This window comes from Streptomyces racemochromogenes (assembly GCF_039535215.1).
GTDB classification, from domain to species: domain Bacteria; phylum Actinomycetota; class Actinomycetes; order Streptomycetales; family Streptomycetaceae; genus Streptomyces; species Streptomyces racemochromogenes.
This window is the reverse complement of record NZ_BAAAWT010000001.1, coordinates 3,461,963-3,485,638: the sequence shown is the minus strand read 5'-3', so window position 1 is coordinate 3,485,638 and position 23,676 is coordinate 3,461,963. Positions and strand designations below refer to the sequence as shown.

20 protein-coding genes are annotated in these 23,676 nt (G+C 70.4%); 9 read left to right on the top strand and 11 right to left on the bottom strand.

From position 1 onward, the window contains the following. Window positions 1-26: 26 nt before the first annotated feature. Entirely contained in the window at window positions 27-2,294 is a 2,268-nt protein-coding gene (locus ABD973_RS16025; protein ID WP_345500501.1) for a DUF6049 family protein, read from the bottom strand. Between the two features lie 186 nt (window positions 2,295-2,480). Between ABD973_RS16025 and ABD973_RS16020 the strand changes: the two genes are divergently transcribed. Further along, entirely contained in the window at window positions 2,481-3,932 is a 1,452-nt protein-coding gene (locus ABD973_RS16020; protein WP_125821731.1) for a CCA tRNA nucleotidyltransferase, read from the top strand. A 57-nt stretch (window positions 3,933-3,989) separates the two neighbouring features. On the opposite strand, the gene ABD973_RS16015 is transcribed toward ABD973_RS16020, so the two are convergent. From ABD973_RS16015 to ABD973_RS16005, 3 genes are all read right to left on the bottom strand, one after another. Further along, window positions 3,990-5,270: an MFS transporter gene (locus tag ABD973_RS16015; protein WP_345500498.1), complete on the bottom strand. Its 1,281-nt coding sequence runs from the start codon at window positions 5,268-5,270 to the stop codon at window positions 3,990-3,992. 103 nt (window positions 5,271-5,373) lie between these two features. Continuing rightward, window positions 5,374-6,456 carry an inositol-3-phosphate synthase gene (locus tag ABD973_RS16010; protein WP_125595634.1) on the bottom strand — a complete coding sequence of 361 codons (1,083 nt, stop codon included), beginning with the start codon at window positions 6,454-6,456 and terminating at the stop codon, window positions 5,374-5,376. A 50-nt stretch (window positions 6,457-6,506) separates the two neighbouring features. Continuing rightward, on the bottom strand, window positions 6,507-7,109 hold the full coding sequence (locus ABD973_RS16005; protein WP_007265248.1) for a PadR family transcriptional regulator: 603 nt from the start codon (window positions 7,107-7,109) through the stop codon (window positions 6,507-6,509). A gap of 272 nt (window positions 7,110-7,381) precedes the next feature. On the opposite strand from ABD973_RS16005, the gene ABD973_RS16000 reads away from it, so the two are divergent. Both ABD973_RS16000 and ABD973_RS15995 read left to right on the top strand, forming a co-directional pair. Continuing rightward, window positions 7,382-9,973: a transglycosylase domain-containing protein gene (locus tag ABD973_RS16000; RefSeq protein WP_386381857.1), complete on the top strand. Its 2,592-nt coding sequence runs from the start codon at window positions 7,382-7,384 to the stop codon at window positions 9,971-9,973. 89 nt (window positions 9,974-10,062) lie between these two features. After that, on the top strand, window positions 10,063-11,547 hold the full coding sequence (locus tag ABD973_RS15995; protein ID WP_345500494.1) for a glycosyltransferase family 87 protein: 1,485 nt from the start codon (window positions 10,063-10,065) through the stop codon (window positions 11,545-11,547). A gap of 33 nt (window positions 11,548-11,580) precedes the next feature. Here the strand turns inward: ABD973_RS15995 and ABD973_RS15990 are convergent, their stop codons facing one another. The 3 genes from ABD973_RS15990 to ABD973_RS15980 form a co-directional block, all read right to left on the bottom strand. Beyond that, on the bottom strand, window positions 11,581-12,612 hold the full coding sequence (locus ABD973_RS15990; RefSeq protein WP_125594111.1) for an alanine racemase: 1,032 nt from the start codon (window positions 12,610-12,612) through the stop codon (window positions 11,581-11,583). A 34-nt stretch (window positions 12,613-12,646) separates the two neighbouring features. Further along, window positions 12,647-13,765, bottom strand: coding sequence for a lipid II:glycine glycyltransferase FemX (locus ABD973_RS15985; RefSeq protein WP_007265252.1), 1,119 nt, complete (start codon window positions 13,763-13,765; stop codon window positions 12,647-12,649). A 131-nt stretch (window positions 13,766-13,896) separates the two neighbouring features. Next, window positions 13,897-14,220, bottom strand: coding sequence for a hypothetical protein (locus tag ABD973_RS15980; RefSeq protein WP_206436536.1), 324 nt, complete (start codon window positions 14,218-14,220; stop codon window positions 13,897-13,899). A gap of 252 nt (window positions 14,221-14,472) precedes the next feature. Between ABD973_RS15980 and rpsF the strand changes: the two genes are divergently transcribed. The 4 genes from rpsF to rplI all read left to right on the top strand — a co-directional run bounded on the left by rpsF (window position 14,473) and on the right by rplI (window position 16,167). Further along, the gene (gene rpsF / locus ABD973_RS15975) at window positions 14,473-14,763 is read left to right on the top strand and encodes a 30S ribosomal protein S6 (RefSeq protein WP_007265254.1); all 291 of its coding nucleotides are present in this window, start codon (window positions 14,473-14,475) and stop codon (window positions 14,761-14,763) included. 72 nt (window positions 14,764-14,835) lie between these two features. Further along, complete coding sequence (locus tag ABD973_RS15970) at window positions 14,836-15,423, top strand: single-stranded DNA-binding protein (RefSeq protein WP_125594109.1); 588 nt, start codon at window positions 14,836-14,838, stop codon at window positions 15,421-15,423. Between the two features lie 42 nt (window positions 15,424-15,465). Beyond that, the gene (rpsR, locus tag ABD973_RS15965; RefSeq protein WP_005315025.1) at window positions 15,466-15,702 is read left to right on the top strand and encodes a 30S ribosomal protein S18; all 237 of its coding nucleotides are present in this window, start codon (window positions 15,466-15,468) and stop codon (window positions 15,700-15,702) included. Between the two features lie 18 nt (window positions 15,703-15,720). Continuing rightward, entirely contained in the window at window positions 15,721-16,167 is a 447-nt protein-coding gene (gene rplI / locus ABD973_RS15960; RefSeq protein ID WP_125594108.1) for a 50S ribosomal protein L9, read from the top strand. Window positions 16,168-16,283: 116 nt separating this feature from the next. On the opposite strand, the gene ABD973_RS15955 is transcribed toward rplI, so the two are convergent. Next, entirely contained in the window at window positions 16,284-17,621 is a 1,338-nt protein-coding gene (locus ABD973_RS15955) for an MATE family efflux transporter (protein WP_125821735.1), read from the bottom strand. Window positions 17,622-18,073: 452 nt separating this feature from the next. Here ABD973_RS15955 and dnaB point away from each other — a divergent pair, with 452 nt between their 5' ends. Both dnaB and ABD973_RS15945 read left to right on the top strand, forming a co-directional pair. Continuing rightward, complete coding sequence (gene dnaB / locus ABD973_RS15950; RefSeq protein ID WP_125594118.1) at window positions 18,074-19,537, top strand: replicative DNA helicase; 1,464 nt, start codon at window positions 18,074-18,076, stop codon at window positions 19,535-19,537. A 9-nt stretch (window positions 19,538-19,546) separates the two neighbouring features. Beyond that, window positions 19,547-20,932 carry a serine hydrolase domain-containing protein gene (locus ABD973_RS15945; protein WP_125821736.1) on the top strand — a complete coding sequence of 462 codons (1,386 nt, stop codon included), beginning with the start codon at window positions 19,547-19,549 and terminating at the stop codon, window positions 20,930-20,932. A 23-nt stretch (window positions 20,933-20,955) separates the two neighbouring features. Here the strand turns inward: ABD973_RS15945 and ABD973_RS15940 are convergent, their stop codons facing one another. From ABD973_RS15940 to ABD973_RS15930, 3 genes are read right to left on the bottom strand one after another with little or no spacing between them, the layout of a single operon-like run. Next, complete coding sequence (locus tag ABD973_RS15940) at window positions 20,956-22,131, bottom strand: winged helix DNA-binding domain-containing protein (RefSeq protein ID WP_345500489.1); 1,176 nt, start codon at window positions 22,129-22,131, stop codon at window positions 20,956-20,958. A gap of 54 nt (window positions 22,132-22,185) precedes the next feature. Next, window positions 22,186-22,647, bottom strand: coding sequence for a GNAT family N-acetyltransferase (locus ABD973_RS15935; protein ID WP_125821738.1), 462 nt, complete (start codon window positions 22,645-22,647; stop codon window positions 22,186-22,188). 15 nt (window positions 22,648-22,662) lie between these two features. Beyond that, window positions 22,663-23,559 carry a GNAT family N-acetyltransferase gene (locus ABD973_RS15930; RefSeq protein WP_206436537.1) on the bottom strand — a complete coding sequence of 299 codons (897 nt, stop codon included), beginning with the start codon at window positions 23,557-23,559 and terminating at the stop codon, window positions 22,663-22,665. Window positions 23,560-23,676 lie beyond the last annotated feature (117 nt).

The window sequence follows — 23,676 nt, the reverse complement described above, 5'->3', positions numbered from 1 at the left end:
CCCAGGCCGAACGGCCACGGCATCGCTCAACGGTCCACTGTCTCACCCGTGCCGGACCCCTCGGTGCTTTGCGGTCCGGTGTCCGTGGACTCGTCACTCGGCTGCGTGCTCTCCTCCGCGGCCGCCCGCGCGGCGACGCGCTTGCGGCTGGCGTACATCTTGATGCCGGCCAGGACGAGGAGGAGCACACCGCCGGCGATGACGAGCATGACGGTGGGAGTGATCTCGGTGGCCTCGACCGTGAACTTGCGTTCCTTGCCGTACGGCACGCCGTCCTTGGTGTACAGGCGTGCGCTGACCTCGACCGGACCACTCGCGGTGGCGTTGGCGGTGAACTTTACCGTCTGGCTGTGACCGCCCTGAACGGTGACTTCCTGTTCCGCTTCGCCGCTGTCGCCGAACATCAGACGGGTGGGGTTGGCGGACTTCACCCGCAGCACGAGGTTGTGGACGTCCTGGACGAGGCTGTTCTGGACGCTGACGGGAATGGTCGCGCTGTGGCCGGACAGGGTGGCGTCGGACTTGGGGACGACCTTGACCTTGTCGGTCAGCCCGATCAGGTAGGCCTGGACCTGGTCGCGGTAGGCGGCGGCCTCCTCGGGCCGGCCCCGCCAGGAGGTCGACATCTCCCGGTTCGTGGTGTTGCCGAAGGGGATCTCGACGCGGTCCGGCGCCGACAGGATGACCTTGAAGTGGTCGAGCGTGCTCTGCGTGGTGCGGATCTTCTCGAAGGCGGACACCGGGAGCTCCTGCTTGGCCAGGGCTTCCGGGTACTGGCCGGCGCCCGGCACCTGGGTCGCGGCGCCGGGGTCGGGCTTGGCCGCGGCCGCCGCCTCCAGGTCGGAGGGCTGGGTCCAGCGGGCCGGCTGGAGCCCGCGCAGGGCCACGGCCATCGAATCCGCCTGGCTGGCCGTCGGCCGGCGCTGCGGGGTCACCACGTAGCTGCGCGGCTCGTCGCTGTTCTGCAGGTTCAGGGCGAGGCTGTGGGCCAGGAACCGCTGCACGGCGAGCGTGGAGCTCCCGGCGGCGGACATGTCGCCCTCGAAGGCGGTGGAGAGGTCCGCGTCGGCCACCACGGCAGTGGTGCCCGCACCGATGGGACGCGCGGCCGTCGGCGCGTAGCCGAGGGCGCCGGTCTCCTGCAGGCTGTCGCTGCGGGCCAGGACGTTGTGCGCGCCGGCCGAGGTGGCGACGTTGACGATCGCGGGGTCGATGGCGCCGTCCACCGGCCAGGAGAAGTCGGTGGAGGCGGGCACGTGCAGCACCGTCTCCACGGCCTGCTTCGCCTTGTCGGTGGCGGGCCGCAGCTGGCCCAGGGTGCCCGAGACGTCCTTGCCGTGGTGGGCGAGGGAGGCGATGTCGGGATCGGCGAAGGGCAGGGCGACGACCTTCTTGCCCTGTACGGCGGCCTCCAGGGCGCTCAGCCACTGCTCGGCCACGGCCCTGTTCCGGCCCTGTACGGGCTTGCCGTCCGGGTTGGGGCTGCGGACCCGGTAGCCCTTGGTCATCGCGTCGACCGCGGTGAGCAGGTCGGGGTCGATGACCCAGGTGACCGGCAGGTCCTTGCCGAGCGCGACCATCCGCTCCAGGCGGCCGCCCGGCCGCAGCTCGTCCGCCAGGGAGTCGTCGAGGAAGACGGGGGTCTGGAGCTCGTCCGAGCCGGTCTCGGCCGTGACGTGCGTGGTGGAGATCAGCGGCCACACGTAGGTCAGCGAGGACCGCTTGGCCGCCGGATCCGGCTGCCAGGGCAGGAAGGTCCGCTGGATGCCCAGGACCTGCTCGTGCGGGCGGCTGTCGGTCGCCCCGGACAGGGAGACGCCGAGCTGGTAGACCCCGTCCGCACCCAGGTCCAGCTTGTTCACCGGCACCTTGATCGTGAACTGCCGGCCGACCTTGGAGGTCAGCGAGTCGATTTTCACGGCGAAGGCCGGGTCGATCTCCCCCGGGTCCACTCCGGGCCGGAACCCCTTGCGGTCCGACACCTCGCCGATCGCCGACCGGTCCCCCAGCCTGGGCCCGACCCGCAGTCCCACATGGGCGTTCTTGATCGTCTCCGAGCCGTTGTTGACCACGGTGCCGGAGATCGTGAGCGTGTCGCTCTTGATCGGAGCGTTCGGTGAGACCTCGGTCAGCTGGACGTCGACCGGGGAATCGGCCGCGTGCGCGGCCGGGGCGGGGGCGTAGATCAAGGCGGCCAGCACCGGTGTCCCGCTGAGCAGGACCACTGCCCGCCGCAGCCAGCGGCGCCGGGCAGGGACGGAGACCGCCCCCTGGATGTCTGCCGCATCGGCCACGCGTTCGCCCGTCCCTCGAAGTGTCAGTGGTCGTCGGTTCTGCGTCCACGCATGGTAACGAGGTGCGCTGTGCGCGAGTGCCGCGCCTTGCTCCACACGATCGGTTCCGCTTCCCGGGCCGTCCGCGGCGGGGTGGCGGTGAAACGGGGAAGCCCGTGCCGGGCGGGCCACGTACCCTTTTCTGTTGTGCCGAACGCCAACGAAGACAACCCCAGTGCCCTGAGTCAGGTGCAGCGCCGCGCGGTCAGTGAACTGCTGCGGGTCGCTCCTGTCGCCGATGAGCTCGGACGCCGGTTCCAGGAGGCGGGCTTCCGCCTCGCCCTGGTCGGCGGGTCCGTACGCGACGCGCTGCTCGGGCGTCTCGGCAACGACCTCGACTTCACCACCGACGCGCGCCCCGAGGCCGTCCTGAAGATCATGCGTCCCTGGGCGGACTCGCTCTGGGACGTCGGCATCGCCTTCGGCACTGTCGGGGCGCAGCGCGACGGGTTCCAGATCGAGGTGACCACGTACCGCTCCGAGGCGTACGACCGGACCTCGCGCAAGCCCGAGGTCTCCTACGGCGACTCCATCGAGGAGGATCTGGTCCGTCGGGACTTCACCGTCAACGCCATGGCCCTGGCCCTCCCGGAGCAGGAGTTCGTCGACCCGCACGGCGGCCTGGAGGACCTGGCCGCCGGTGTGCTGCGGACGCCCGGCACCCCGGAGGACTCCTTCTCCGACGACCCGCTGCGCATGCTGCGCGCGGCACGGTTCGCCGCCCAGCTGGACTTCGAGGTCGCGCCGGAGGTCGTGTCGGCCATGAAGGCCATGTCCGACCGGATCGAGATCGTCTCGGCCGAGCGCGTGCAGGGCGAGCTGAACAAGCTGCTGTTGTCCGCCCACCCCCGCAAGGGCCTGGGCCTGCTCGTGGACACCGGTCTCGCCGACCGGGTCCTGCCGGAGCTGCCCGCCCTGCGGCTGGAGCGTGACGAGCACCACCGGCACAAGGACGTCTACGACCACTCGCTGATCGTCCTGGAGCAGGCGATCGACCTGGAGGAGGACGGCCCGGACCTGGTGCTGCGGCTGGCCGCCCTGCTCCACGACATCGGCAAGCCCCGGACCCGGCGCTTCGAGAGCGACGGCCGCGTCTCCTTCCACCACCACGAGGTGGTCGGCGCGAAGATGACCAAGAAGCGCATGACGGCGCTGAAGTACTCCAACGAGATGATCAAGGACGTGTCCCGGCTGGTGGAGCTGCACCTGCGCTTCCACGGGTACGGGGACGGAGAGTGGACGGACTCGGCGGTCCGGCGCTACGTCCGCGACGCGGGGCCGCTGCTCGACCGGCTGCACAAGCTGACCCGGTCGGACTGCACCACGCGCAACAAGCGCAAGGCCAACGCGCTGTCCCGTACCTATGACGGCCTGGAGGAGCGCATCGCGCAGCTCCAGGAGCAGGAGGAGCTGGACGCGATCCGGCCCGACCTGAACGGGAACGAGATCCAGCAGATCCTGGAGATCGGTCCCGGCCCGATGGTGGGCAAGGCCTACGCGTTCCTGCTGGAGCTGAGGCTGGAGAACGGCCCGATGGGCCGTGAGGCCGCGGTCGCGGCGCTCAAGGAGTGGTGGGCCGCTCAGGCTGCCCAGGCCTGACGTGTGGTCGACGGCGGCGATGTTTCACGTGAAACATCGCCGCCGTCGCCGTTGCCGTCACCGGGACGGTGTTTCACGTGAAACATGGCCGCGCTGCAGGAAGCCGGCCGTGGCCGCGTAGAGGAGGGCCACGCTGACGAGCAGGGCGATGGACCTGCCGTCGGTGGGCAGCATGAGGGAGGCCACGGCGGCCGCCCCGACGAAGGCGACGTTGAAGAGCACGTCGTAGACGGAGAAGACCCGGCCCCGGAACTCGTCGTCGACCCGGGACTGCAGGACCGTGTCGGTGGAGATCTTGGCGCCCTGGGTGGCGAGGCCGAGGACGAAGGCGGCGACGAGCATCGGCCCGGTGGCGAAGAAGAGCCCCAGCGCGGGCACCAGCACGGCCGAGGCCGCCGCGCAGACGACGATCCAGCCCAGCGGCCCGAGACGGTGCACCAGCCAGGGGGTGACGAGGGCTGCCGCGAAGAAGCCGGCCCCGGACACCCCGACGGCGATCCCCAGCAGGGCCAGCCCGTCGGACTCGTTGTCCGACCAGGAGTAGCGGCAGAGCATCAGCAGCATCACGGTCAGGGCGCCGTAGCAGAACCGCATCAGGGTCATCGCGGTCAGCGCCCGCGCGGCCTCCCGGCGGCCGGCCAGGTGCCTGAGGCCCTCGGCCATGCCCCGGACCGTGAGGACGATCCCTTCGAGGGGCGAGGGATGCTCGGGCCCGCCCCGGTGGTCGGGCCCCAGGAGTCCGACGGCCAGGCGCAGGGAGACCAGGGCCGCGAACAGGTAGAGGGTGGCGCCGAGCAGGACGACGAGGGCGTTGGACCCCGAGGCCAGCAGCCGGACGAGGAAGGCCAGCCCGCCGCCGGCGACCGCCGCGAGCGTTCCGGCGGTGGGTGAGAGGGCGTTCGCGGTGACCAGCTGGTCGGCCCGGACGACGTGGGGCAGGGACGCGGCGAGCCCGGCGAGGACGAAGCGGTTGACCGCCGTCACGGACAGGGCCGAGGCGTAGAAGAGCCAGTCGGGGACGTGGACGACGACCAGTACGGCGGTCACACAGGCCAGCAGGGCCCGCAGCAGGTTGCCGTAGAGGAAGACCTGGCGCCGGCGCCAGCGGTCCAGCAGCACCCCGGCGAAGGGCCCGATGGCCGAGTAGGGCAGCAGCAGCACCGCCATGGCGGAGGCGATGGCCGCCGGCGAGGTCTGCTTCTCGGGGGAGAAGACCACGTACGTGGCGAGCGCGACCTGGTAGACGCCGTCGGCCGCCTGCGAGAACAGCCGCACGGCGAGCAGGTTGCGGAAGTCCCTCAGGCGCAGGAGTACGCGCAGATCACCTACGACGGGCATGAGGGCAAGGGTCACACACACCGAGGGTCCCCGGACACACCGTCCGGGGACCCTCGGTGGAAGAACGGTCGAAGACCAGGTGTCCTGAGGACCCCCGGGTCGACTAGCGCTCGACCTCGCCCTTGATGAACTTCTCGACGTTGGCGTAGGCCTCGTCGTCGAAGTACTGGACCGGCGGGGACTTCATGAAGTAGCTGGAGGCCGACAGGATCGGGCCGCCGATGCCGCGGTCCTTGGCGATCTTCGCAGCGCGCAGGGCGTCGATGATGACACCGGCGGAGTTCGGGGAGTCCCACACCTCGAGCTTGTACTCGAGGTTCAGCGGGACGTCGCCGAACGCGCGGCCCTCGAGGCGGACGTAGGCCCACTTGCGGTCGTCGAGCCACGCGACGTAGTCGGACGGGCCGATGTGGACGTTCTTCTCGCCGAGATCACGGTCGGGGATCTGCGAGGTGACGGCCTGCGTCTTGGAGATCTTCTTCGACTCGAGGCGCTCGCGCTCGAGCATGTTCTTGAAGTCCATGTTGCCGCCGACGTTGAGCTGCATGGTGCGCTCGAGACGGACACCGCGGTCTTCGAACAGCTTCGCCATCACGCGGTGCGTGATGGTGGCGCCGACCTGGGACTTGATGTCGTCGCCGACGATCGGGACACCGGCCTCGGTGAACTTGTCGGCCCACTCCTTGGTGCCGGCGATGAAGACCGGGAGGGCGTTGACGAAGGCGACCTTGGCGTCGATGGCGCACTGGGCGTAGAACTTCGCCGCCTCTTCGGAACCGACCGGGAGGTAGCAGACGAGGACGTCGACCTGACGGTCCTTGAGGATCTGGACCACGTCGACCGGGGCCTCGGCGGACTCCTCGATGGTCTGGCGGTAGTACTTGCCCAGACCGTCGAAGGTGTGGCCGCGCTGGACGGTCACGCCCGAGTTCGGGACGTCGCAGATCTTGATGGTGTTGTTCTCGCTGGCGCCGATGGCGTCCGAGAGGTCGAGGCCGACCTTCTTCGCGTCGACGTCGAAAGCGGCGACGAACTCGACGTCACCCACGTGGTAGTCGCCGAACTGGACGTGCATCAGACCGGGGACCTTGGACGCCGGGTCGGCGTCCTTGTAGTACTCGACGCCCTGCACCAGCGAGGCGGCGCAGTTGCCCACGCCGACGATGGCTACGCGAACCGAACCCATTCCGGTTGCTCCCTGTTTGTTCTCGGAACGAGGCCTGCGAGATACAGGCCTCACTTTGCAGTTTCGTCGGGCGGTCCGGGTCGTCTCCGATCCCGTCCCGCCCGCTCGCTCTCGATGAGCTCGTTGAGCCAGCGCACTTCACGCTCGACGGATTCCATGCCGTGCCGCTGCAGTTCGAGCGTGTAGTCGTCCAGGCGCTCCCGTGTACGGGCGAGCGAGGCGCGCATCTTCTCCAGGCGCTCCTCCAGCCGGCTGCGACGGCCCTCCAGTACCCGCATCCGCACGTCCCGTTCGGTCTGACCGAAGAAGGCGAAGCGGGCGGCGAAGGACTCGTCCTCCCATGTGTCGGGGCCGGTGTGGGACAGGAGCTCTTCGAAGTGCTCCTTACCTGCTGCCGTCAACCGGTAGACGATCTTGGCGCGGCGCCCTGCGAGTGAAGCGGCGAGAGCGTCTTCCGGGGCGTTCCCCGGTTCTTCGATCAACCAGCCGTTTGCGACCAGAGTCTTGAGGCAGGGGTAGAGAGTCCCGTAGCTGAACGCCCTGAACACCCCCAGCGAGGTGTTGAGCCGCTTGCGGAGCTCGTAACCGTGCATGGGGGATTCACGAAGCAGGCCGAGGACGGCGAACTCGAGGATGCCGGAGCGTCTGCTCATCCGCCTGCCCCTCTCTGCTTCGGAGTTTATGCCGAGCTGATGTATCGGCTCGATACATCCAGACGATAGAACGGGCTGCTCGAAGCGACAAGCGGTGACGTGGTGACCGGCGTCACATCACCGATTCGTACGACGCAAGTTGCCTGATTTGGGGTGAACTTCGGCACTGGTTGGGTTTTGGCCGTGCGTAGGCTGTGCGGCAGGACCACCGGGGGGAACCGGAATCACCTGCCGCTTCCAGGCCACTCGCCTGCCCGAGGAGTAGTCGTTCGATGAGCGAGCACCGCCGTAAACCGCCGCAGCCCCAGAGCGGCGGCCGCGCCGCGCCCCGCAGGGCCGTCCCACAGCGCCCCGGCCGGGGTGCCGGACCCGGCCGTGACGTCCCCGCGGCACCGCCCGGCGGACCGTATCCGGAGGCCGGGGCGCACGGGAGCCGAGCCGATGCCCGCCGGGCCGCCCAGCGGGTTCCCGCCGGCCGTGGACGCGCAGGCGGGAAGGGGGGCAGGGACGGAAAGGGCGGCGGCCGGTTCATCGACTACCCGCGCGCCGGCAAGGCCGGCTGGAAGCGCTTCGTGCCCTCCTGGAAGCTGGTCGGCGGTACCTTCCTGGGGTTCTTCGCCGTGATCTTCGCGGGTGCCGGCATCGGCATCGCCAGCGTGGGCACCCCGGACGCGAACAAGGCCGCCAAGGCGCAGAACAACGTCTTCCAGTGGGCCGACGGCACCCAGATGGTCGCCACCGGCGGCAGCACGAACCGGCAGATCGTCCCGATCGACCAGATCCCCCTGTCCATGCGGAACGCGGTGATCGCGGCCGAGAACGAGTCGTTCGAGACGGACAAGGGCGTCGACCCGATGGGCATCGCGCGCGCCGTGGTGAACATGGCCACCGGCGGCTCCACCCAGGGTGGCTCGACTATCACCCAGCAGTACGTCAAGAACACCTACCTCGACTCCGAGCAGACCCTGAAGCGCAAGGTCACCGAGCTCTTCATCGCGATCAAGCTGGGCGTCAGCGAGGAGAAGGACGTCGTCCTCGCCGGCTACCTGAACACCGCCTACTACGGGCGGGACGCGTACGGCATCCAGGCCGCCGCCCGCGCCTACTTCGGCAAGGACGCCAAGGACCTCAACCCGTCCGAGAGCGCCTTCCTCGCCTCCATGCTCAAGGGCCCGAACCTCTACAACCCGGACGGCGGCATCGGTCCCGCCGCCACCCCCGAGGCCAACGAGAAGCGCGCCCGGCTCCGCTGGGCCTGGGTGCTCGACCGCGAGGTCGCCGTGGGGCGCATGGCCCAGTCCGAGCGGGACAAGTACAAGGAGTTCCCCGCCCGGGTGGACTCCGAGCAGGCCCGCGGGATGTCCGGCCAGACCGGGTACCTCGTCGAGGTGGCCAAGCAGTACGTGATGAAGACCACCGGCATCACCGCCGAGAAGATGGCGCTCGGCGGCTACACGATCACCACCACCTTCGAGAAGCCCCGGGTGGACGCCCTGGTCAAGGCGGTGGAAGACACCCGCAACGACTTCCTCGACGAGAAGAAGCGGCCCCAGTACGACACCTACGTGCAGGTCGGCGCCGCCTCCGTGGACGTGAAGTCCGGAGCGATCGTGGCCCTGTACGGAGGGCCCGGCTGGGACCACAAGTACTTCGCCAACAACGCCAACACCTCCGGCGTCCCCGTCGGCTCGACCTGGAAGCCGTACGTCCTGGCGGCCGCCATGCAGTACGGCACGCAGAACTCCAAGGGCTCGGGCATCTCGGTCGACAGCAAGTACAACGCCGACGACCGCACGGTGATCAACGACCGCTCGGGCAAGCCGCTGCTCGGCTCGGACGGCCAGCCGTTCCGGCAGAAGAACGAGAGCGAGTACCCGTACGGCTACGTGACCCTGAACGAGGCGATGGAGAAGTCCATCAACGTGCCCTTCGCGCAGCTCGTCTTCGACGTCGGCCACAGCAAGGTCCGCGAGGTCGCGAAGGCGACCGGGATCCTGGAGGAGTCGATGGACAAGAACAACAACGCCTCCTTCGCCCTCGGCACCTCGACGCCCAGCGCCATCCGCATGGCCGACTCCTACGCCACCTTCGCCGCCTCCGGCACCCACCGGGAGCCCTTCTCCGTGAAGAAGGTTGTCAAGGACGGCAAGGAGGTGCCCGGCTTCGAGCCGCCCAAGGAGTCCCGCGCCATGGACGACTCCATCGCGGACAACGTCACCAAGGTCCTGCGCAACGTCGTCGAGAACGGCACCGGCACCAAGGCGAAGAAGCTGGGCCGCCCCGCGGCCGGCAAGACCGGTACCACCGACCAGAACAAGTCGGCCTGGTTCGTCGGCTACACCCCGGAGCTGTCCACCTCGGTCACCCTCTTCCGCAACGACCCGACCTCCAAGAACAAGGAGCTCATGTCGATGAACCACGTGGGCGGGGTCGACTCCATCCACGGTGGTGACATCCCGGCGGCCATCTGGACCGAGTACATGCGCGAGGCCCTCAAGGGCACCCCGGTCAAGCAGTTCCCCGAGGCCGAGGACATCGGCGTCATCGCGGACGCGGCCGGCGCCCCCCAGCCCACCCCCTCGGCGGTACCGTCGCCCTCCGTCTCGGTGTCGCCCTCGCCCAGCACCTCGCCCTCGGTGTCCCCGTCGCCGTCCGGCAACGGCAAGCCGTCCTGCAAGCCCAGGCCCTGGAACCTGAACTGCGACCCGACGGTCACCGGCGGCGCGAACACCGGAGCCGACGCCGGGACCGGCCCCGGCGGCTCCCCGGACGGCGGCACCAGCACCATGCCGTCCCCGCCCACGCGCCCCGGCCGCCAGGGCGGCTCGAGCAACTGGGGCAGCATCATGGGCGCCTCCGGCTGACCCGGTCCCCGTACCGGACCCGGGAGGGCCGTCGCACACCGTGCGGCGGCCCTCCCCCGTGTACGCCGCGGTACGGCAGGATGGGCGCCATGACCAAGGTGCACGAGGACCGTCCCGTACCGCCCACCCAGCACGACGAGGTCGCCGCCGCCGGCAGCGAGTTCATCGGGGGGCCGGTCGGACGCCGCGCCCGGCTGGGCGGCCACTGGCTGAGCCCGGTCCGCGTCGTGGTCCTGGTGGCCCTCGGCATGTTCGCGCTCGGCATGGTCCAGAAGCTGCCGTGCTACGACTGGGCCTGGTTCCGGGGAGCGGGCTCGCAGTACACCCACGCCTGCTACTCCGACATCCCGCACCTCTACTCCGCCCGCGGCTTCGCCGACGGCCTCGTGCCCTACCTCGACCAGTTCCCGGACATCGTGACCGACCCGAAGTACGGCGGCATGCAGTACCTGGAGTACCCGGTGCTCACCGGGGCCTTCATGCAGGTCGCCGCCTGGATGACGCCCAGCGCCGGCTCCGTCCAGCACCGCGAGCAGATGTACTGGATGGTCAACGCGGGCATGCTGATGGCCTGCGCCGCCGTCATCGCCGTCTGCGTCGCGCGCACCCACCGGCGCAGGCCCTGGGACGCCCTGCTCCTGGCCCTGGCACCGGCCTTCGCACTCAACGCCACCATCAACTGGGACCTGCCGGCCGTGGCCCTCACCGCCGTCGCGATGCTGATGTGGTCGCGCGGCCGGCCCCTGCTCGCCGGCGTCTCCATCGGTCTGGCGACCGCGGCCAAGCTCTACCCCGTCCTGCTGCTCGGCGTGCTCTTCGTGCTCTGCTGGCGGGCCGGGAAGTGGCGGGCCTTCGGCGCCGCGGCCCTCGGCGCGGCCGCGTCCTGGCTCCTGGTGAACGGCCCCGTCATGTACTTCGCCTGGGACGGCTGGAAGCGGTTCTACGAGTTCAGCCAGGAGCGGCCCATCGACTTCGGCTCCGTCTGGCTGCTGATCTCCCAGCGCACCGGCAGCCCGCTCGAAGGGGCCAACACCTACGCGACCGGGCTCACCCTCCTGCTCTGCCTCGCCATCGGTCTGCTCACCCTGACGGCCCCCAGGCGCCCCCGCTTCGCCCAGCTGGCCTTCCTGGTCGTCGCCGCGTTCATCCTGGCCAACAAGGTGTACTCGCCGCAGTACGTGCTGTGGCTCGTCCCGCTCGCCGCGCTGGCCCGCCCCCGCTGGCGGGACTTCCTGATCTGGCAGGCGGGCGAGATCGCGTACTTCCTCGGGATCTGGTTCTACCTCGCCTACACGACCAGCGGGGACAAGCACCAGGGCCTGCCCCTGGAGGGCTACCAGCTGGCCATCACCGCCCACCTGCTGGCCACGCTGTACCTGTGCGCCGTCGTCGTACGCGACATCCTGCTGCCCGAGCGCGACGTCGTACGGCGCGACGGCTCGGACGACCCCTCCGGCGGCGTCCTGGACGGCGCCGAGGACGTCTTCACCCTCTCGGAAAGGGCGAAGGCGCCGCGGTACGCGGCGCCTTCGGAGGGACAGCGGGTCGCCTGGGGCGTGGACCCCAGGGACTGACCGGGCCGGCGGGCCCGGGGACCGGGGACCGGCTCAGGAGTCGAGCACCCGGTCGAACTGCGTCGTGGTGTGGCGCAGGTGGGCCACCAGCTCGTCCCCCACCTTCGGCTCGGTCGCGTCCGAGGGCACGAACAGGATCGACACCTGCATGTGCGGCGGCTCGGCGAACCAGCGCTGCTTGCCCGCCCAGACGAACGGCGACAGGTTCCGGTTGACCGTGGCCAGACCGGCCCGGGCGACGCCCTTGGCGCGCGGCATCATCCCGTGGAGGGCCTTGGGAGCCTCCAGACCCACACCGTGGGAGGTACCGCCCGCGACCACGACCAGCCAGCCGTCGGAGGCGGCCTTCTGCTGGCGGTAGCCGAAGCGGTCGCCCTTGGAGACCCGGGTGACGTCCAGGACCGAGCCCCGGTACTGGGTCGCGTCGTGGTCGCCCAGCCACAGGCGGGTACCGATGCGGGCCCGGAAGCGGGTCTGCGGGAACTGCTGCTGGAGCCGCGCCAGCTCCTCGGCCCGCAGGTGGCTGACGAACATGGTGTGCAGCGGCAGCCGGGCCGCGCGCAGCCGGTCCATCCAGCCGATGACCTCCTCGACGGCGTCCGAACCGTCGGGGCGGTCCAGCGGCAGGTGCAGGGCGAAGCCCTCCAGCCGGACGTCCTCGATCGCCGACTGGAGCATGCCGAGGTCCTGCTCCGAGATGCCGTGGCGGCGCATCGAGCTCATGCACTCGATGACCACGCGGGCCCCGACCAGGCCGCGGACCCCGTCCACCGAGGCCACCGAGCGGATCACCCGGTCGGGCAGCGGCACCGGGTCCTCACCGCGCCGGAACGGGGTGAGGACGAGCAGGTCGCCGCCGAAGTGGTCCTTGATGCTCGCGGCTTCGTACGTGGTGCCGACGGCCAGGATGTCGGCGCCCATCCGGGTCGCCTCCTCGCACAGCCGCTCGTGGCCGAAGCCGTAGCCGTTGCCCTTGCAGACCGGGATCAGACCGGGGAACTGGTCCGTGATCTGCTTCTGGTGCGCACGCCAGCGCGCGGTGTCGACGTAGAGCGTGAGCGCCATGCCCGTCCGGAACCTCTCTCGAAAAACAGCTGGGTCAGCGGCGCGACATGTAGATGTCGAGCGCCTTGTGCAGCACCTTGTTGAGCGGGAAGTCCCACTCGCCGACGTACTCGACGGCCTCGCCGCCCGTACCGACCTTGAACTGGATGAGGCCGAACAGGTGGTCGTTCTCGTCCAGCGTGTCAGAGATGCCGCGCAGGTCGTAGACGCTGGCACCCAGCGCGTACGAATCGCGCAGCATGCGCCACTGCATCGCGTTCGAGGGGCGGACCTCGCGCTTGTGGTTCGCGGAGGCGCCGTACGAGTACCAGACGTGCTGCCCGACGGTGATCATCGTGGCGGCGGCCAGCGGCTCGCCCTCGTGCTTGGCGATGTACAGGCGCATGCGGTTGGGGTCCTCGGAGTTGAGGGCCGTCCACTGGCGCTGGAAGTAACTGAGCGGGCGCGGGCGGAACTTGTCGCGCTCGGCGGTGATCTCGTAGAGGTACTGCCAGGTCGGCAGGTCCTCGTACCCGCCCTGGACGACCTCGACGCCGGCCTTCTCGGCCTTCTTGATGTTGCGGCGCCACAGCTGGTTGAAGCCCTTGAGGACGTCGTCCAGGGAGCGGTTGGCCAGCGGGACCTGGAAGACGTAGCGGGGCTGGACGTCGCCGAAGCCGGCGCCGCCGTCCTCGCCCTGCTGCCAGCCCATGCGGCGCAGCTTGTCGGACACCTCGAAGGCGCGCGGCTCGATGTGCGAGGCCTCGACGTCGCGCAGGCGCTTGACCTCGGGGTCCTGGATGCCCGCCTTGATGGCGGCCGAGTTCCAGCGGCGGATGACGACGGGCGGACCCATCTTCACGGTGAAGGCGCCCTGCTGCTTGAGGTGGGCCAGCATCGGCTGGAGCCACTCGTCCAGGTTCGGGGCGTACCAGTTGATGACCGGGCCCTCGGGGAGGTACGCCAGGTACCGCTTCACCTTGGGCAGCTGGCGGTACAACACGAGCGCGACACCGACGAGTTCGCCGTTCTTGTCGAACCAGCCGAGGTTCTCCGAACGCCACTCGTTCTTGACGTCGGCCCATGCCGGGACCTGGCAGTGGCTAGCCGAAGGCAGGCTCTGGAGGTACGCCAGATGCTGCTCTCGGCTGATGGTGCTCAGGGACAGGCTCATGCGGGGTGTCTCCTCCGGCGGCTTCGCTGCTATGGCGCGAAGCCTACTGCGACGGTGGCGCCACCCATCTGGGGGACAGGCCGGTGCCTGGGCCGGAGGGAGGCCGGCGCCCCGCCGCGGAGTTCCCCCGGTCAGCCCAGCCAGCCGCCGAAGAGGCCGCCGTGTGCCATTCCGAGCATGAAGCCGATGGCAGACGCGCCTAGGCCGATGATCAGCGCGAAGCGTTCGCGGGTGGTGGCGGAGATGAACTGTCCGTACAGCCCGGTCCCGATCCCGATCAGCCCGGCCCAGGAGCTGAGCAGGTGCAGATCGTGGAAGAACGCAGTGACGAACGCCACGGCGCCGAGGACCAGGGTGACCACCATGAGGGTGTCCTGGACGGGATGGGGCTTGCCGTCGGTGGAGAAGAGGGAGATCGGCGGGGGCGAGGACTGGCCGTGCATTGCCTGTGCCATCGGAAGGCACCTCCTGGCTGACGCAGAGCGGTGCGCGCGGCACCGCCTCCGGCCTGGGGCGGGGGGCACGGCACCGGACACACCCGATGGATACAGATTGTGGCCCTCTCCTGCCGGATTTCAACCGGAAGGACGCGAGCAGGTAGTCTGTACAGCTGCGCGGTGTCTGCTCTCGGACGCCGTGCGCACGCATCACGACCCTCCTGCCACGGAACGACCGTGGCCGCTGAGTCCAAAGGAGGTGGGTTCCACATGCGTCACTACGAAGTGATGGTCATCCTCGACCCCGATCTCGAGGAGCGCGCTGTCGCCCCTCTGATCGAGAACTTCCTTTCCGTCGTCCGTGAGGGCAACGGAAAGGTCGAGAAGGTCGACACCTGGGGCCGTCGTCGTCTCGCTTACGAGATCAAGAAGAAGCCCGAGGGCATCTACTCGGTCCTCGACCTGCAGGCCGAGCCTGCGGTCGTCAAGGAGCTCGACCGCCAGATGAACCTGAACGAGTCGGTTCTCCGGACCAAGGTCCTCCGCCCCGAGACCCACTGAACTCCGGTTCAGCGGTAATCGGGACCGAGTAGCACAGCAGCCCAGCAGCAATCCCCGCCGAGAGGTTCATCCATGGCAGGCGAGACCGTCATCACGGTCGTCGGCAATCTCGTCGACGACCCCGAGCTGCGCTTCACCCCCTCGGGTGCGGCGGTCGCGAAGTTCCGTGTCGCGTCCACCCCCCGCACCTTCGACCGTCAGACCAACGAGTGGAAGGACGGCGAGAGCCTGTTCCTGACCTGCTCGGTGTGGCGGCAGGCGGCTGAGAACGTCGCCGAGTCCCTTCAGCGGGGCATGCGCGTCATCGTGCAGGGCCGGCTGCGGCAGCGGTCCTACGAGGACCGTGAGGGTGTCAAGCGCACGGTCTACGAGCTGGACGTCGAGGAAGTCGGCCCCAGCCTGAAGAACGCCACGGCCAAGGTCGCCAAGACCACCGGTCGCGGTGGCCAGGGTGGATACGGCGGCGGTCAGCAGCAGCAGGGCGGTGGCGGCGGCTGGGGCGGAGCCCCCAGCGGCGGGCCCCAGGGCGGCGGAGCTCCCTCCGACGACCCGTGGGCGTCCAGCGCGCCGGCCGGCGGCCAGCAGGCCGGCGGCGGGGGCGGCTGGGGCGGAAGCTCCGGCGGCTCCGGCGGCGGCTACTCGGACGAGCCGCCCTTCTAGGGCAGCTCCATCCAAACTTCTTGATCACACAGGAGAGACACAATGGCGAAGCCGCCTGTGCGCAAGCCTAAGAAGAAGGTCTGCGCGTTCTGCAAGGACAAGACCGCGTACGTGGACTACAAGGACACGAACATGCTGCGGAAGTTCATTTCCGACCGCGGCAAGATCCGTGCCCGCCGCGTTACCGGCAACTGCACGCAGCACCAGCGTGACGTCGCCACGGCCGTGAAGAACAGCCGTGAGATGGCGCTGCTGCCCTACACGTCCACCGCGCGATAAGGAAAGGGTGACCGACTAATGAAGATCATCCTGACCCACGAGGTCTCTGGCCTCGGCACCGCCGGCGATGTCGTCGACGTCAAGGACGGTTACGCTCGCAACTACCTGGTCCCGCGTGGTTTCGCGATCCGCTGGACCAAGGGTGGCGAGAAGGACGTGGCGCAGATCCGCCGCGCCCGCAAGATCCACGAGATCGCGACCATCGAGCAGGCCAACGAGGTCAAGGCCAAGCTCGAGGGCGTGAAGGTCCGTCTGGCCACCCGCGCGGGTGACGCCGGTCGCCTCTTCGGTTCCGTCACCCCGGCCGACATCGCTTCCGCGGTCGAGGCTTCCGGTGGCCCGAAGGTCGACAAGCGTCGCGTGGAGCTGGGCTCCCCGATCAAGACCCTCGGTTCGTACCAGGTCTCCGTGCGTCTGCACGCCGAGGTCGTCGCGAACGTGGGCATCGAGGTCGTCGCCGCCTAAGGGCAGCGCGTGAAGGGCCGCACCCTCCGGGGTGCGGCCCTTCGTCGTTCCCGCATGCCCCGGGGGATGTTTCACGTGAAACATCCCCCGTCACCGGGTTGCTCTCCCGGCCGTGGTCACCGAGTGGCTCCCGCGACCAGCCATCGGCCGGAGCGGGCGCGGAGCTGGAGGGTGGCCATCCTGACGAGCATCATCAGCGTCATGGCCCACCAGAGCGCCGTCAGCCCGCCGCCCAGGGCGGGGACCAGGAGCGCGGCCGGGGCGAAGACGGCCAGGGTCAGCAGCATCGCCCAGGCGAGGTAGCGGCCGTCGCCGGCCCCCATCAGCACGCCGTCCAGGACGAAGACGACCCCGCAGACCGGCTGGGCCAGGGCCACGACCAGCAGGGCGGGCAGCAGTGCGTCCTCGACCACGGGGTCGCCGGTGAACAGCGGGATGAACGCCGGACGCGCCAGGACGACCAGCAGGCCCAGGACGACTCCCGAGACCACACCCCACGTCAGCATCCGCCGGCAGACGGTCCTGGCCCCCTCGGTGTCGCCGGCTCCCAGGTAGCGGCCGATGATGGCCTGCCCGGCGATGGCGATCGCGTCCAGGGCGAAGGCGAGCAGGCTCCAGAGGGACAACAGGATCTGGTGGGCCGCGATGTCGGCGTCCCCCAGCCGGGCCGCCACGGCTGTCGCGATCATCAGGATGGCGCGCAGGGACAGGGTGCGGACCAGGAGCGGCACACCGGCCTGGGCGCAGGCGCGGATGCCGGCCGCGTCGGGCCGCAGGGAGGCGCCGTGGCGCCGGGCGCCGCGGACGACCACGAAGAGGTAGGCACCGGCCATGGCGCACTGGGCGATGACCGTGCCCCAGGCCGACCCCGCGATGCCGAGGCCGGCGCCGTAGACCAGGGCCACGTTGAGGGCGCCGTTGAGGACGAAGCCGCCGATGGCCACGTAGAGCGGGGTACGGGTGTCCTGGAGGCCGCGTATGACGCCGGTGGCCGCCAGGACCACGAGCATGGCGGGGATGCCGAGCGCGGATATTCGAAGATACGTTTCTGCGTAAGGGGCGGCGGTCTCCGAGGCCCCGAAGAGGGAGACCAGGCCGGACGCGCCGAGCAGGACCCCGACGAGGACCGCGGTGCCGAGCAGGAGGGCGAGCCAGATGCCGTCCATGCCCTGCCGGATGGCGGCCTGGAGGTCGTCCGCGCCGACGCGCCGGGCCACCGCCGCAGTGGTGGCGTAGGCGAGGAAGACGAAGACGCTGACCGCGGTGGTCAGGAGCGCCGCCGCCACGCCGAGGCCGGCCAGCTGGGGGGTGCCGAGGTGTCCCACGATGGCGCTGTCGGCCATCACGAAGAGCGGCTCGGCCACGAGGGCGCCGAACGCCGGCACGGCGAGTGCGAGGATCTCGCGGTCGTGCCGTCTCGCGGGCGGCTTCGCGGTGGTGGGGGCCTGTGTCATGCGCTCAATCTAATCTTCCACAGGTAATGGATGCAAGGGTATTTGGATCCTTACCAAGCCTCTGACTTGGGCGTTCTTTCCGGCTCGTTCGGAGCGATCTTGAGACAGTGGCCAAGAATTTTCTCCACGGCCGCTCGCGGATGGGGAAACCGCAGGTCAGGTGGGGTGTGCGGAGGGGGTGGGTGATTTTGTCCACAGCGTCGTCCCCCGGTCTGTGCACAGCTTCGGGCGACTTACCCACAGCATTGGCTCCGTCGTCCACATCTCATCCACACAGCCTGTGGATAACAAGATTGGCTGACGTCGCTCGCGGGCCTACCGTTGTGCGTTGCCCGACGCGCCCAGAGCCGTTTCGGGTGTCCCAAATGTCAGAGCCGTGTCGTAGAAAGATTGCCACGGCGAGGTCCGCGTTGCGGACGGGAGGAGGTGGCCCGGTGAGCATGCCCGAGCCCATGGACGACCCCTGGGCCGACAGCGGTCCCAGTGACCGTCTGCCCGCCCGCTCGCGCCGGGGCGGCGACGGCCGCGGCCGCGGGGACGACCAGCAGGACCGGGGCCGCGAGGGCGGCTCCTGGGACGGCGGAGGGGGCGGCTTCGAGCGCGTCCCGCCGCAGGACCTGGACGCCGAGCAGTCGGTGCTCGGCGGCATGCTGCTGTCCAAGGACGCCATCGCCGACGTGGTCGAGGTCCTCAAGGGCCACGACTTCTACCGGCCCTCGCACGAGACGATCTACCAGGCCATCCTCGACCTGTACGCGAAGGGCGAGCCGGCCGACCCGATCACGGTCGGCGCCGAGCTGACCCGCCGCGGCGAGATCGGCAAGGTCGGCGGCGCCTCGTACCTGCACACCCTGGTGCAGTCCGTGCCGACCGCCGCGAACGCCGAGTACTACGCGGAGATCGTCCACGAGCGGGCCGTCCTCCGTCGCCTCGTCGCGGCCGGTACGAAGATCACACAGATGGGCTACGCGGCGGACGGCGACGTCGACGAGATCGTCAACAGCGCCCAGGCCGAGATCTACGCCGTCACCGAGCAGCGGACCTCCGAGGACTACCTGCCGCTGGGCGACATCATGGAGGGCGCGCTCGACGAGATCGAGGCGATCGGCTCGCGCTCCGGCCAGATGTCCGGCGTGCCGACCGGCTTCACCGACCTCGACTCCCTGACCAACGGCCTGCACCCGGGACAGATGATCGTCATCGCCGCCCGCCCCGCCATGGGCAAGTCGACGCTCGCGCTGGACTTCGCCCGCGCCTGCTCCATCAAGAGCAACCTGCCGAGCGTCATCTTCTCCCTCGAAATGGGCCGCAACGAGATCGCCATGCGCCTCCTCTCGGCGGAGGCCCGGGTGGCGCTGCACCACATGCGCTCGGGCACCATGACCGACGACGACTGGACCCGGCTCGCCCGCCGGATGCCGGACGTCTCGGCCGCCCCGCTGTACATCGACGACTCCCCCAACCTGTCGATGATGGAGATCCGGGCCAAGTGCCGCCGGCTCAAGCAGCGCAACGACCTCTCCCTCGTCGTCATCGACTACCTCCAGCTGATGCAGTCGGGCGGCTCGCGCCGTCCCGAGAGCCGCCAGCAGGAGGTCTCGGACATGTCCCGAAACCTCAAGCTGCTGGCCAAGGAGCTCGAGGTTCCCGTGATCGCGCTCTCCCAGCTGAACCGTGGCCCCGAGCAGCGCACCGACAAGAAGCCGATGGTCTCCGACCTGCGTGAATCCGGCTCGATCGAGCAGGACGCCGACATGGTGATCCTGCTGCACCGCGAGGACGCGTACGAGAAGGAGTCGCCCCGCGCGGGTGAGGCGGACCTGATCGTCGCCAAGCACCGAAACGGTCCGACGGCCACCATCACCGTGGCCTTCCAGGGCCACTATTCGCGGTTCGTGGACATGGCCAACACGTAGCATCCGATCATGGACGCGCTCTCTGAAGACCTGGAACTGCTTCCCGCCACCCGGCGTGCCCTGCGGCACCGGGTCGCCGTCGCCCAGCGCGAGGGCCGGTCCCCCTCGCTGGTGGCGGCCGTCGTACGCGGCGGGGAGGTGGTCTGGGAGGGCTCCCGGACCTGCGTGGAGGGTCACGGGCCGGACGGGAACGTGCAGTACCGGATCGGCTCGATCACCAAGACCTTCACCGCCGTCCTGGTGATGCGTCTGCGGGACGAGGGCCTGCTGGACCTGTCGGACCCGCTGGGCAAGCACCTGCCCGGGAGCGGTGCGGACGAGGTGACCATCGCCCAGCTGCTGGCCCACACCTCGGGTCTCGCGGCGGAGACGCCGGGCGAGTGGTGGGAACGCTCGCCGGCGGCGCTGCGGCCTGAACTGGCGGACGTGCTCGGCCAGGAGCCGTTCAAGCACGTGCCGGGAACCCGGTTCCACTACTCCAACCCCGGTTACACGCTGCTGGGTTCGCTCGTGGAGGCGCTGCGCGGCAAGCCGTGGGAGGAAGTGCTGCGCGCCGAGGTGCTGGAGCCGCTGGGGCTCGGCCGGACGAGCGGTCTGCCGCAGGCTCCGCACGCGGGCGGCTGGGCGGTACACCCGTGGGCGGACGTGATGATGCCCGAGCCGTCCGAGGACCTGGGGCTGATGGCGGCGGCCGGTCAGCTCTGGTCCACCACCGGCGACCTGGCCCGCTTCGCGCGGCTGTTGATGCGGGGCGACGACCGGGTGCTGAGTGCCGAGAGCGTACGGGAGATGCGTACGTCGGTCGCGCCCCCGGCGCCCGGCTCTGCCGACCTCGGCTACGGTCTGGGACTCCAGCTGGCGGAACAGGGCGGCCGCAGGCTCGTCGGGCACGGCGGTTCGCTGCCCGGGTTCGTCGCGGGTCTCTGGTTCAGCGAGGCGGACGACGTGGCGGCGGTCGTCCTGGCCAACTGCACCTCGGGCCTGCCCGCCTCCACGGTGGCGGCCGACCTCGTCGCGATCGTCTCGGAGGCAGAGCCGCGCATCCCCGAGCCCTGGCGTCCGTTCAAGGAGGACGACCGGGTGCCGCTGGAGCTGTGCGGTCCCTGGTACTGGGGTACTTCGGCCCAGGTCCTGCGGCTGAACCAGGACGGCTCGCTGGAGCTGAGCCCGGTCGGCGCCACCGGTCGGCCGGCCCGGTTCCGCGCCGAACCGGACGGCACCTGGACCGGTCTGACGGGCTACTACGCGGGCGAGACGCTGCGGGCGGTCCGGCGCGAGGACGGCTCCCTGAGCCACCTCGACCTCGCGTCGTTCGTCTTCACGCGCGAGCCCTACGACCCGGCGGCCCCGGTGCCCGGCGGGACGGACCCGCAGGGCTGGCGCGGCATCGGCTGACGCCCGGCGGGGATGCGCCCCGCTCAGGCGACGAGTTCGCGCTCCAGAGGGGTGCGGAAGCGGGGCGTGATGCGGGCGTCGCCCACCCACTCCGCGAGCCTCTCCGCCTCTGCGGCGACCGCCTCCTCGGCGGCCCGGCCGGGATCGCCCAGCAGCCGCCAGACGACCTGCCCGTCGGAGCGCTGGGCCCAGCCCCCGACGATCTCGCCGTTCCACCAGACGGTCGGCCCGATGTTGCCCGCGTAGTCGAACAGGGCGGGACGGTGGGCGGGGTCGAGGTGGAAGCCCCGGTCCGCCCAGCCCATGGCGCTGGGGTCGAGACCGGGCAGCAGCGCGGCCCAGGGTTCCGGGGCCGGCTCGGGCCCGGTGTCGCCGGGGCAGACGAGCCCGGTGCCGCCGTCGTCGAGGCGTACCTGCTCGGGGCCCACGGCGGCCAGGGCCTTGCGCACGTCGGTGAGGCTCCAGCCGGTCCACCACTTGAGGTCGGCCTCGGTCGCCGGGCCGTACGCGTGGAGCCAGCGGCGGGCGAGTTCGGCACGGGCCTCGGCGGCGGGTACGGCGGACCACGGCTGCGTGTGCACCCACCGGAACTGGCTGGACGTCCATGACCCGCGCGGCCGGTCCCGTCGGATGCGGCCGTCGGCGGCCAGCAGGCGGATGACACGGGTGGCCACACCGGTCTCGGTCTCGTACTTCTTGCCCCGGCCGATGGTGATCTTCTGCCGCAGGGCGGGTACCGCCGCGGAGAGCCGGCTGCCGGTCGCGCTGCCCAGGGCGTCGAGCGTCTCGAGGACGGCTGCCTCGGCCTGCTCCAGCCAGTCGGCGTCGAGCCCCTGGCCGTCGTCCGCGAGGTGCTTGAGGAGGGTCCGGCGTTCCTTGGCGGCGATGCCGCGGGCGGTGGAGGAGTCCACGTACGGGGCCAGTTCCGTGGAGACGGCGAAGAGGGTGTTGCGCATGCTGAGCATGCGGACGAGGCTGACGTCCCCGTACAGGGCCTGCTCGACCGTGGCGGGCCCGCCGTCGGACAGCCGGGCGCGGAGGGAGAGGAAGACGGTCGCGGCGTCCGTGGCGTGCAGGGCGACGACCGCGTCCGCGGCCCGGTCCGGGGTGGCGGCGCGGACGGAGGGGGCCAGGCGGTGCCGCCGGCCCAGCCGATGACGGCGCTCGGCGGTGGTGATGACGGGGAGGCCGGTGCTCATCCTCCCGATCGTAGGCCGGGCCGCCGACAGCGGCCCGGCCCTTGCCGGGACCGCTCAGAGCTGGAGCTTGAACCCCACGTGGGAGGCGGTGAAACCGAGCCGCTCGTAGAACCGGTGGGCGTCCGTGCGGGTGACGTCCGAGGTGAGCTGGACCAGGGCGCAGCCCTCCTGCCGGGACCGCTCGACGGCCCACTCGACGAAGCGGGTCCCGAGGCCGCTGCCGCGCTCGTCGGCGTGGACCCGGACGCCTTCGATGATGGACCGGGTGGTGCCCTTGCGGGACAGGCCGGGGACGATCGTGAGCTGGAGGGTGCCCACGACGCGCTCGGCGCGTACCGCGACGACGACGTGCTGGTGGGGGTCGTCGGTCAGCCGCTTCAGGGCCGCGGCGTAGGGGGCCAGGTCGTCCGGGGACTCGCGGGTGGCGCCGAGCGGGTCGTCGGCGAGCATGGCGACGATGTCGGGCAGGTCGGCCTGGGTGGCGGGCCGGATGGTGAGCTCGGGGGCTCCGGTCATGGGGATCTCCTTGTTTCAGCCGGCGGCGACGGTGAGCGGGGCCCAGCGGCGGGACCAGTCGCCGGGGAGGCCCCCGGGGACGTCCCTGGTCATGACGGCGTTGAAGGCCACGGACCCCAGCCCGCGCTCCTTGAGCCACGCGAGGAGTCCCTCGTGGCGCACGTCCACGTCGGTGCGCAGGTCCCGTCCGGTGCCGGCGGCCAGAGCGGACACCAGGGCCTTGGCGGTGGCGGTGTCCCGGGCGATCAGGGGGCCGACGACATGGGTGTCCATGTTGGGCCAGATCGAGGCGTAGCCGATGAGTGTCCCGGAGCGGTCCTCGGCGACGAGCAGCCTGTCGCTGAAGGCCGGGAGCCGGGTGATGAGGTGGGTCCGGTCGGTGCCGAACACCTCGGCGTCCAGCCGGACGATCCCCCGGAGGTCCTCGGCGGTGGCCGGGCGGACGTGGACGCCGGCGGGGACGGCGGCGAAGCCGTCCGGGTCGGGGAGGAAGGCGCCCCGGAGCATCTCGGCGCGGCCGGTGGTGTCGAAGCCGAGCTCCTCGTAGAGCGGGCGGCCGTACGGGGTGGCGTGCAGGGTGAGCGGGACACCGGCGAGCACCTCGTCGCACACGTGCTTCATGAGGTGTCGGCCCAGGCCCTGGCGGGCGTACCGGTCAGCGACGAGGACCATCCCGATGGCGGCGAGGACGGGCTTCCCCCCGGGGTCTCCGTACCGGGTGACGACGCAGGCGGCGGCGAGTCCCCGGCCGTCGGGCGCGTCGATCCCGTAGCCGTCGCCGGCGGCGAGGAGCAGCCCCCACTTGTGGTCCTCGCGCGGCCAGCCGCGGTCTTCGGACAGGTCGGCGCAGTGACGGAGGTCTTCCGTGGTCAGTGCGCGGATCGGCAGGTCGGTGAGCGGTGGTGGTGTCACCGGCCCAGAGTGGATCATCGGCTCGGGGGGAGTCCAGGGAATTGAGGGATCCGGGAAGCCGATGTTTCACGTGAAGCATCGGCTGTTTCACGTGAAACATCGGCGTCGTCCGACGGA